At 38.0% G+C, this 9,973-nt stretch carries 11 protein-coding genes; 6 read left to right on the forward strand and 5 right to left on the reverse strand.

Annotated elements, in window-relative coordinates; genetic code table 11:
* Positions 1–566 precede the first annotated feature (566 nt).
* The 5 genes from B0183_RS13190 to ulaG form a co-directional block, all read right to left on the reverse strand.
* Positions 567–959, reverse strand: a complete 393-nt coding sequence (locus tag B0183_RS13190; protein ID WP_459543472.1) for a hypothetical protein — start codon at positions 957–959, stop codon at positions 567–569.
* A 119-nt stretch (positions 960–1,078) separates the two neighbouring features.
* Complete coding sequence (araD, locus tag B0183_RS05545) at positions 1,079–1,771, reverse strand: L-ribulose-5-phosphate 4-epimerase (protein ID WP_005712736.1); 693 nt, start codon at positions 1,769–1,771, stop codon at positions 1,079–1,081.
* The gene (locus B0183_RS05550; RefSeq protein WP_005712738.1) at positions 1,765–2,625 is read right to left on the reverse strand and encodes an L-ribulose-5-phosphate 3-epimerase; all 861 of its coding nucleotides are present in this window, start codon (positions 2,623–2,625) and stop codon (positions 1,765–1,767) included. The genes araD and B0183_RS05550 overlap by 7 nt, the downstream gene beginning before the upstream one ends.
* 107 nt (positions 2,626–2,732) lie before the next feature.
* A complete protein-coding gene (gene ulaR, locus B0183_RS05555) occupies positions 2,733–3,473 on the reverse strand; it encodes an HTH-type transcriptional regulator UlaR (protein ID WP_021110103.1) in 741 nt (246 codons plus the stop codon).
* Positions 3,474–3,553: 80 nt separating this feature from the next.
* Positions 3,554–4,645, reverse strand: a complete 1,092-nt coding sequence (ulaG, locus tag B0183_RS05560) for an L-ascorbate 6-phosphate lactonase (protein WP_021110102.1) — start codon at positions 4,643–4,645, stop codon at positions 3,554–3,556.
* Positions 4,646–5,074: 429 nt separating this feature from the next.
* Here ulaG and B0183_RS05565 point away from each other — a divergent pair, with 429 nt between their 5' ends.
* From B0183_RS05565 to B0183_RS13195, 6 genes are all read left to right on the forward strand, one after another.
* On the forward strand, positions 5,075–6,871 hold the full coding sequence (locus B0183_RS05565) for a PTS ascorbate-specific subunit IIBC (RefSeq protein WP_021114461.1): 1,797 nt from the start codon (positions 5,075–5,077) through the stop codon (positions 6,869–6,871).
* Between the two features lie 50 nt (positions 6,872–6,921).
* Positions 6,922–7,392 (forward strand): PTS sugar transporter subunit IIA, encoded by a 471-nt coding sequence (locus B0183_RS05570; protein WP_021111816.1) that lies wholly within the window; start codon positions 6,922–6,924, stop codon positions 7,390–7,392.
* Between the two features lie 211 nt (positions 7,393–7,603).
* Positions 7,604–8,284 carry a 3-keto-L-gulonate-6-phosphate decarboxylase UlaD gene (locus tag B0183_RS05575; RefSeq protein WP_021113010.1) on the forward strand — a complete coding sequence of 227 codons (681 nt, stop codon included), beginning with the start codon at positions 7,604–7,606 and terminating at the stop codon, positions 8,282–8,284.
* Positions 8,285–8,579: 295 nt separating this feature from the next.
* A complete protein-coding gene (aroQ, locus tag B0183_RS05580) occupies positions 8,580–9,023 on the forward strand; it encodes a type II 3-dehydroquinate dehydratase (protein WP_021113012.1) in 444 nt (147 codons plus the stop codon).
* A gap of 95 nt (positions 9,024–9,118) precedes the next feature.
* Positions 9,119–9,622, forward strand: a complete 504-nt coding sequence (locus B0183_RS05585; RefSeq protein ID WP_021111814.1) for a DUF805 domain-containing protein — start codon at positions 9,119–9,121, stop codon at positions 9,620–9,622.
* Positions 9,623–9,717: 95 nt separating this feature from the next.
* Positions 9,718–9,973: IS1/IS1595 family N-terminal zinc-binding domain-containing protein (locus tag B0183_RS13195; protein ID WP_207552015.1), on the forward strand; the 256-nt coding region annotated here is incomplete at its 3' end.

Consider the following 9,973-nt stretch of genomic DNA (forward strand, 5'->3'; position numbering starts at 1 on the left):
ATCGCCTAGACGATCACCGTTAAGTTGAAATGGGTGTTTACACAGAATTTGGGATAGGGTCTTTTTAATTATTCTGAGCAACTCTTTTTATTTAAAAATCTTGTATAAACAACATCTTACTCTTTTTCGTTAATCCATTATGATTATTTAATTTTCGCTTAAGTTTACTAAATAATCCCTCTGAGCGATTTGTCGTCTTTTCTATATTTAATTCAGAATGTTTTTCATAGATAAAAATAAAATCCATATAACGCTTTAAACTGGCATAAGCACTTCTTACATTACGATGTTTATAAGGAAAATAGCCTTTTTCATTCGCTTTATCACTCCTTTCTTTTAAAAAAATCTTGATGTTTTATAAACCAAGAATGTAATCGCCGATAAAATTCATTTTTGAGCTTCTTGTGAGTGTTTTTGCAATTATTTTTAATTCTTTACCCGCTTGCGATTGATGTTTTTTTCTTAATTTCCGCATCACAATTGCCACCATATGAAATTGACGCATACCGGCGTATTAAATAAATCTTTCATCAAACCACGTCTACCATCACAAGTAATTCATTGAATTATATAGCCTTTTCCCTTAACCTATTCAGAGCAAGTTTGTAGTAAATATTTTTTTCGGTTCGCACAAAGTAATGGGAAATCACATTATTTGAATTAGAATCCATTAGCACTAATACGCCAAAATAACGACAGAAAAACGTTGTATCCATAATGATGTTTAGGTATCGATTTAAAGGTGGTTTTAAAGCCGTTTTAGGCGCTTTATTGATATATCTTTGAATCGTTCTGACTGAACAATGATATTTAATGGCAAGTTGTTGATAGGTTTGTTTTCCGGATGTGTAATCAGTCCAAATTTTAATTGGATCTAATTTAGATTTTAAGATAAACGTTTTATAACATTCATTACAAAAATAACGTTGAGTATTATTTTGTATATCATGTTTCTTTATTTTCTGACTTTGGCAAAATGGGCAGTTTTTTGTTCATATTTCAAAAATAGGGATTAAAGCCTTGTACTATAAGGCTTTAAGCCACTTTTTAGCAACAAATTTTCTATTACACCGATTTATTACTGCCCATAATACGCATTCTTACCGTGTTTGCGTAAGTAATGCTTATCTAACAGTTCTTGTTGCATTGAACCGATATTCGGACGGATTTGGTGGCTGACAAAATTCATATATGCCACTTCTTCTAATACTACTGAGTTATGTACCGCATCAAATGCATCTTTACCCCAAGTGAAAGGTCCGTGAGAGTGAACTAGCACGCCAGGTACCATTGATGGCTCAATCGCACGTTTACGGAAAGTTTCAACAATCACTTTACCTGTTTCCAACTCGTATTCGCCTGCGATTTCTTCTGGGGTCATACGGCGGGTGCAAGGTACAGAGCCGTAGAAGTAATCGCCTTGTGTTGTACCAAGTGCCAAAATATCTTCCCCTGCTTGCGCCCAAGCGGTTGCGTGGCGAGAGTGTGTATGAACCACGCCGCCAATTTCAGGGAATTGACGATAAAGCTCTAAGTGTGTTGGGGTATCTGAAGACGGTTTTTTCGTTCCCCAGACACGATTGCCTTGTAAATCAACAATCACAATGTCATCAGCTGTCATTACATCGTAATCTACGCCAGATGGTTTAACGGCAACTAAACCAGACTCGCGGTCGATTTCACTCACGTTACCCCAGGTGAATGTGACTAATTTATATTTTGGTAATTCTAAATTTGCTTTTAAAACACGTTCACGCAATTCTTTTAACATTCGAAGCCCCCTTCTTTCATTTTTTGTTCAATCCAACGGCGAGCATTGATGATCTCAGCAATCGGCTCTTCCGCTTTTTCTGTCCACATTTCAATTAAAAATGCCCCACGATAGTTCAATTCTGCAAGGGTTTTGAAGCAACTGACAAAATCCACGCAACCATCACCAAACGGTACATCACGGAATTGACCTTTACAGGTTTCAGTAACTTTGTAGGTATCTTTTAAGTGAATAGCCGAGATTTTGTCGATACCAAGTTTAAGCTCTTCCGCAACATTGTCGTTCCAAGCAGAAAGATTACCTAAATCAGGGTAAACGGTAAACCACGGTGATTTGATGATCTCGTCCCATTTTTTCCAACGGGAAATCGAACTCATAAATTTAGTATCCATAATTTCAACCGCAATGGTCACTTGGTTACTTGCCGCTAACTCAACCGCCCATTCTAAGCCTTCTTGGAAACGTTGGATTGTACCTTCGTCTTGTTCTTCATAATAAACATCGTAGCCGGCAAGTTGAATGGTGCGAATACCGAGATCCACCGCTAATTGAATTGCCTTTTCCATAATTTCGTAGGCTTTTTGGCGAGTCGCTTCATCACGACTACCAAATGGGAAACGGCGATGCCCTGATAGGCACATTGATGGAATGGTTACACCTGTGTTCACTATTGCTTTCACAAGTTTTAAACGCTCTTTTTTACCCCAATCAAGGCGAGCAAGGCGTTCATCAGTTTCATCAATGGAAATTTCCACAAAGTCAAAACCACAGGTTTTGGCGATAGACAGTCTGTCTTGCCAACTGATATTTTTGGGTAAGGCTTTTTCATAAATACCTAGTTTATGTTTTCTCATTCTTAACCCCTTTGGTTAAATGTAAAATATGTGAAGGTTGTAGCCGCTTGCCTTCTGATTTGTTAGGGCGGACACATCGGTCCGCCCCTACAATAACATCAGGATTTCTAAGCCAAAATCACTTCCAACCCCTTTTCTCTAAGTTGTTTAATGATTTCAGGATCAGCTTCAGAACCTGTAATCAAAATATCAATTTTGCTCAGTTCACTAAATAACATTCCTACTCGTTTACCTAGCTTTATACTATCTAGTAGCACAACATATTTCTGAGCTTTTGACGACATCTGATTTTCAGAGTGGGCGATAATCATATCGGTTTTATATAAACCTTCTAGCGTAAAACCTTTCCCACTCGTAAACATAATATTTGCCGCATAGCTCATCTCATTTCCACTGATAGACAATGTAATCGCTTTATTTTTATTATATTGTCCGCCAAGAATAACCACATCATCGTGGTTATGATCAATCAAATGATTTGCAAGCGGTAAATAGTTAGTAATAATTTGCAAACGCTGACCACATAACCTGCTACCTAGCATCGACATTGTAGAACCGCAAGTTAATACAACGCTATCCCCTTCTTTGCACAATTTGCTAGCAGCTTCGGCAATGCGTTGCTTTTCATCATTATTTTTAATTTCTCTATTCGATGGAATAAAGCCCACACTGATGGCTTCTGCACCATTACGGACTTTATGCAAACGCCCTTGCTCACTTAACTTATTAATATCTCGGCGTGCTGTTGCAGGGGAAATACCTAGTAATTCAATAATCTCTTGAGTTGAAAGTGCTTTTCTTTCCGTTAAAAGATCGAGTAATTGCCGATGTCTATAATTTTCGTTCATTATTCATCTCCTTATTTTATGATTATTTTAAACCAAATAATGAACAATTTCCCCCATTTTACTGGGGGGATTGATTAAGATTAAAGCATTGATTTGAATTGAATATTTGGTTCTTGCTCGAAGCAGTCATCAAAACCACGAGGGTGGTGATATTCAATTAAGTCTTTATCTTGTGGGTAAACATATTTGCCGCCCACTTCCCAAATGAATGGGTGGAATTTGTATTGTAAGCGGTCTTTACGCATACGCCATAAGTCAATGATCTCTTGGGTACTTGCTATAAAGTTTGTCCAGATGTCGTGGTGAACTGGGATAATTACTTTACAACGTAAGCACTCTGCCATACGAAGAAGATCGATTGATGTCATTTTATCTGCGATACCTACTGGGTTTTCACCGTAGTTGTTTAATGCAACATCGATATCGAACTCTTTACCGTGTTTCGCAAATTGAATAGAGTAGTGAGAGTCTGCACCGTGATAAATGTTACCGCCTGGTGTTTTAAACACATAGTTCACCGCTTTACGACCCATTTCTTCATCTGATGGGCAAAGACCAGCTAATTCTCCACCTTGAGCTTCTGCACCTTCTACTGGTAAGGTGACTAAACAGGTACGGTCGAAAGAGTCTAATGCGTGAATTTCAACGTCTTTTAATTTCACCACATCGCCTGGTTTCACAATGATAATACGCTCTTCTGGCACACCCCATTTTTTCCAAAGCTCTGCACAGTGCCACGGACCAACAAATTTAACGTGATCTAATTTCGGATTGTTTACAATCGCTGCAGCTACGTTCACATCAATATGGTCACTGTGGTAGTGAGAAGCAAGAATGAAATCCACTTCATTGATTGCAAATGGATCTAGTACCATAGGTTGAGCGCGTAAGTTCGGCTGTAATTTACGAACACCTGACATATTTGCCATTTGGTGACCACGCACCATATCTTTTACTTTCTTGGTGCTTTTACCGCGACCACACCATAAGTCCATACAAATGTTTGCACCTGCTGGGGTTTTAATCCATACGCCCACGCAGCCGAGCCACCACATTGCAAAGTTGCCTTCTGGAACGACTTCATTTTCGATCTCTTCATTTAGCCAAGTACCCCATTCAGGGAAGGTAGAAAGAATCCAACTTTCACGGGTGATTTCTGAAATTTTGCTCATTGTTAGCTCCTATGATTAACAAAGTTAGGAAAGAATAGAATAATCATAAGTAATCATATCCAATCACAATAAAATGTACACTCTTTTTTTGTAATTTTGTGATCTATATCTAATTTTTTTCTGTAAATACTAATTGTTGATAATGGATCTCATCTACAACTTATTGAAAAATATTGTATTTTATAATAAATGCAACATTTTCATTAAAATAAGAACATTTTATCAACCTTTCCATTTGTAAGAGTAAAAAATCACCCTTACAAAAAATAATGTGACATAGTTCACAAATAATCAAATTCAATCTTTTTTAATCTTAGGAAATTGCTATTATGTATGATGTTAAATTCGTGCTTATCAGAATTTCTGACGCTCAGCGTTAAGCTGAGATCAATTTTTCTCCATACATATTGATAAATAAGAGGTACTCTTATGGAAATGCTCACAGATATCCTGCTCTTTTTAAAAGATCAGGTGTTAAATAAAGCACCATTCTTACTTGGTATCGTAGCTTGCTTGGGTTACATTCTTCTCAAAAAAGACACCACCACCGTGATTAAAGGGACAATCAAAACCATCGTTGGTTTTATGATTGTACAAGCGGGTTCGGGTTTCCTTGTAACCAACTTCAAACCTGTTATCGAAGGTTTATCTAAATTCCATAACTTAACAGGTGCAGTAATCGACCCTTACACCAGTATGCAAGCGACTATTCAAACAATGGCAGACAACTATGCATGGGTAGGTTATGCCGTTATTGGGGCGTTAATTTTAAACGTTTTACTCGTTGTGTTTAGACGCTTTACCGGTATTCGTACCATTATGCTCACAGGGCATATTATGTTCCAACAAGCTGGGCTTGTTGCGGTGTTCTATATGATCATCGGTGCTTCTATGTGGGAAACCATTATCTATACTTCTGTGTTAATGGCACTCTACTGGGGTATCTCTTCTAACATTATGTATAAACCAACGCAAGCGGTTACTGGCGGTGCAGGTTTCTCTATCGGTCACCAACAACAAATCGCGTCTTGGATTGCAGTAAAACTTGCGCCGAAACTCGGTAACAAAGATGACTCTGTTGATCATATAAACCTACCAAAATGGTTACATATCTTCCACGACAGCATCTCTGCAACAGCGTTGGTAATGACGATCTTCTTCGGCATCATCTTACTTTCATTCGGTTTAGATAACTTGCAACAAATGGCAGGCAAAACCCACTGGTTTATGTACATTCTTGAAATGGGCTTGAAATTTGCGGTAGCAATTCAAATCATCGTAACCGGTGTGCGTATGTTCGTTGCAGAACTTTCAGAAGCATTCAAAGGTATCTCTGAACGTTTAATCCCGAACTCAGTACTTGCAATCGACTGTGCGGCAATCTATGCTTTCTCACCAAATGCAATGGTATTCGGCTTTATGTGGGGTGCAATCGGTCAATTCGTAGCGGTAGGTATCCTATTAGGCTTTGGCTCACCAATTCTCATCATTCCAGGCTTTATCCCGATGTTCTTCTCTAACGCAACAATCGGTGTATTTGCAAACCAATTCGGTGGCTGGAAAGCAGTAATGAAAATCTGTTTCGTGATGGGTATGATCGAAGTATTAGGTTCTGCGTGGGTAATCCAAATGTTAGCAAGCCAAGGTACAACCTTCAACGGTTGGATGGGTATGGCTGACTGGGCATTATTCTTCCCACCAATCCTACAAGGTATCATTAGCGTACCAGGCTTCTTCTTCATCATTGTTGCTCTAGCTATGGTTTATATGTTCTTTGCTTCTCGCAACTTACGCGCTGAAGAAGCAGAAGCTGCAGCAAAAGGCTTAACCCTTGAACAATTAGACGGTTACGGCTTAGATGAAGTTCAAACCCAACAAGAAACAAAAGTAGAAGAAAAAGCACAAGTATCACCTGCTCAAAGTGATGCAAAACCAGTTCGTATCTTAGCGGTATGTGGCTCAGGTCAAGGTTCATCAATGATGATGAAAATGAAGATCAAAGGCTACTTAGATAAACGTGGTATCCCAAATATTATGGACTCTTGTGCCGTAACGGACTACAAAGGAAAATTAAATGAAATCGACATTATCGTTTCATCTCAACACTTAGCAGCAGAAATTGAAGTGCCAGAAGGCAAAGCATTCTTAGGCGTGAAAAATATGTTAAACCCTAACTCATTCGGTGATGAACTCGTTGAGTTAATCAATAAACATAACGCTAAGTAACCTAGTCAATCCTCCCCTTCTTAGGGGGGAATTTATCCAAGAGGTGTACAATGAATTTAAAACAATCTTTAATTGAAAATAACTCAATCAAGCTTCATCAATCAGCAAGCAACTGGGAAGAAGCCATCAAAATCGGCACAGATTTACTTGTTGCGGCTGGCACGATTGAACCACGCTATTACGACAATATTGTAAGCAAAATCAAAGAGATGGGACCTTACATCATTCTCGCACCAGGTTTAGCGATGCCACACGCACGCCCAGAAGAAGGGGTAATCAAAACATCATTTGCACTTGTTACCCTTGAAACACCAATCTATTTTGATGGTGAAGATGAGCCTGTTGATGTACTTCTAACCCTTGCAGGTAGCGACTCAGATCAACATATGCAAGGCTTAATGGAAATCACCCAAGTGCTTGATGATCCAGATAGCGACACAGGCGTTGATTTAGATAAAATCCGCCGCTGCAAAACTGCAGAAGATGTCTATGCAGTAATTGATGCCGCATTAAACGGTTAATTCATACAAACGGTTGGGAAAACATTGTTTTTAGTAAATATTCTCCATCGCACCAGCTGTTATATAAAAATGTAGGGACACACTGCCTGTGTCCACACAAAATACAAACGATGAGCGGACACACACAGTGTGTCCCTACAGAATAATATAAAAAATTTCTCAAATCTAACCGCTTGTAACTCTAATTTTTAATCTTTAAAAGGAAAATAATATGTCAAAACCACTTCTCCAAATTGCCCTTGACTCTTTAAGTTTAGAAAAAGCCGTCGCTGATGCCAAACAAGCAGAAGATGTTGTCGATATTATCGAATGTGGCACAATCCTAGCTTGTGCAGAAGGTATGAAAGCCATTTCAACACTCAGAGCATTACACCCAAACCACATCATCGTATGTGACCTAAAAACCACCGATGGCGGTGCAATCCTTGCCAAAATGGCATTTGAAGCAGGCGCGGACTGGCTTACCGTTTCAGCAGCAGCTCACCCAGCAACCAAAGCAGCTTGTAAAAAAGTGGCAGATGAATTTAATGCCGCTCACCCTGCATTAAAAGTGAAAAAAGAAATTCAAATCGAAATCTACGGCAACTGGACCGTTGAAAAAGACGCACAAGAGTGGGTAGATTTAGGCGTGAAACAAGCGATTTACCACCGCTCACGCGATGCTGAATTAGCAGGAAAAGGCTGGACAGCAGAAGATATTGAACTTATGAAACAACTTTCTGCAAAAGGTTTAGAACTATCCATTACAGGCGGTATCGTTCCTGAAGAAATTCATCTTTTCAAAGAAGTTAAAAATGCCAAAGCCTTTATTGCAGGTCGAGCCTTAGTCGGTGAAAAAGGTAAAGCAACCGCTGAAGCAATTCGTGCGGAAATTGATAAATATTGGGCATAGCATCATTATTATTTTTAATGGCAATATAGTCAAATATATTGCCTTTTTTGCATCCATCATTTATCCCAACCGCCCAATTCTTAAAAATAAAATAGGTTATCTAAAGTCTACAATAGCCCTTCCTTTTAATAACCCTTTGCTACCTACTGATTTGAAAGATATTATCGGAATAAATAAGAACTTTAAATCAGAAACAACTTTAATTAGATTAGTATTTTTTTTCTAAAAATATGCTTTAATATGTAATGATATTGTTGGTACATAAATTAAATACAAATATCCTATAGGAGAATGTATGAAAACCATTTTACTGTTAAACGGCCCCAACCTAAATATGCTCGGAAAGCGTGAACCTCATATCTACGGTTCACAAACGTTATCTGATATTGAGCAACATCTAAAACAACAAGCAGAAGCACAAGGCTTTGCGTTTGACTATTTTCAAGCAAATGGCGAAGAACCGTTGATTAATCGCATTCATCAAGGCTTTCAAAAGGTTGATTTTATTATCATCAACCCAGGTGCATTTACTCACACCAGCATTGCCTTGCGTGATGCTTTACTATCTGTCGCTATTCCTTTTGTTGAAGTTCATTTATCCAACGTACACGCCCGTGAACCTTTCCGTCATCACTATTATTTAAGTGATGTGGCAAAAGGTGTGATCTGTGGCTTAGGAGCAAAAGGTTATGATTATGCGTTAGATTATGCGATAGGCTATCTAACACCGTCTTCATAGCAAATTATTGGGAATAATCCGCATATTGAAGTTTACAAGCGGTAAGATAAACCTCATTTTTCACAAAATTTAACCTAACGATAAGGAGAGAAACAATGGAATGGTTTATTCACGCACTAAAAAACAGCTTTAACTTTAAAGGCAGAGCAAGGCGAGCAGAGTATGGCTGGTTTATCTTAATCATCATTCTGATTGATCTCTGTTTTTCATTATTTAGTTCAGCTGCAACTGTATTACGAATGTTTAGTTTGGCGGAACTACTCAATGGATTAAATTTATTGTTTGGGTTAATTTTGATTATTCCATCAATCAACCTTGTTACTCGCCGTTTGCACGATCTAGGTTATTCTGGCTGGTGGCAGCTTTGTCAGATAGCAACGTCAATTGTTATAGTCATTGCAGGGTATAATATTGAAGATGTTATGAACAATCATTTTTCAACGCTGAAAGCAGTTGCCCTTATTGTAGTATTAATTATCACTGTCATTTTCCATCTACTGCTCTTCTTCGTTGATGGAGATCGTTTTGAAAATAAATATGGAGCAGATCCTAAAGCTGTTGTAACTTCGCAAATAATGTCATCAGAAGAACAAATTTAGGCATAGTGGACAAAACAAAGATAGAAGGCATAGTAGACAAAATGGTTGCTAAAAAGTGGCTTAAAGCCTTACATTACGCGCTTTAAGCCACTTTTTTGAATTATGAACCCAAAAAATGTCATTTTTGCCACAGTAGCGACATTCGCAAACATGGTATAAGAAATAATATTCAACGCTATAAATGTAATGCTTGTAATAAAACATTTACCCTTAAAAAGAAATTAAATCCACCACTATCACGTGATTTAAATATTAGATACACCGACGCAAATGTGCCATTTTCATATGGTAGCTATTGTGATGAGAGCATTAAGAAAAAAACATCAATCTATAGCTGGAAAAGAATTAAAA

The organism is Glaesserella parasuis (assembly GCF_002015085.1).
Lineage (GTDB): Bacteria > Pseudomonadota > Gammaproteobacteria > Enterobacterales > Pasteurellaceae > Glaesserella > Glaesserella parasuis.

What these genes read in the sequence shown, in the direction of transcription:
- ulaR (WP_021110103.1), bottom strand. Translation starts at nt 3,473, where the DNA reads ATGAACGAAAATTATAGACATCGGCAATTACTCGATCTTTTAACGGAA.
- ulaG (WP_021110102.1), bottom strand. Translation starts at nt 4,645, where the DNA reads ATGAGCAAAATTTCAGAAATCACCCGTGAAAGTTGGATTCTTTCTACC.
- B0183_RS05565 (WP_021114461.1), top strand. Translation starts at nt 5,075, where the DNA reads ATGGAAATGCTCACAGATATCCTGCTCTTTTTAAAAGATCAGGTGTTA.
- B0183_RS05570 (WP_021111816.1), top strand. Translation starts at nt 6,922, where the DNA reads ATGAATTTAAAACAATCTTTAATTGAAAATAACTCAATCAAGCTTCAT.
- B0183_RS05550 (WP_005712738.1), bottom strand. Translation starts at nt 2,625, where the DNA reads ATGAGAAAACATAAACTAGGTATTTATGAAAAAGCCTTACCCAAAAAT.
- B0183_RS05575 (WP_021113010.1), top strand. Translation starts at nt 7,604, where the DNA reads ATGTCAAAACCACTTCTCCAAATTGCCCTTGACTCTTTAAGTTTAGAA.
- B0183_RS05585 (WP_021111814.1), top strand. Translation starts at nt 9,119, where the DNA reads ATGGAATGGTTTATTCACGCACTAAAAAACAGCTTTAACTTTAAAGGC.
- araD (WP_005712736.1), bottom strand. Translation starts at nt 1,771, where the DNA reads ATGTTAAAAGAATTGCGTGAACGTGTTTTAAAAGCAAATTTAGAATTA.
- aroQ (WP_021113012.1), top strand. Translation starts at nt 8,580, where the DNA reads ATGAAAACCATTTTACTGTTAAACGGCCCCAACCTAAATATGCTCGGA.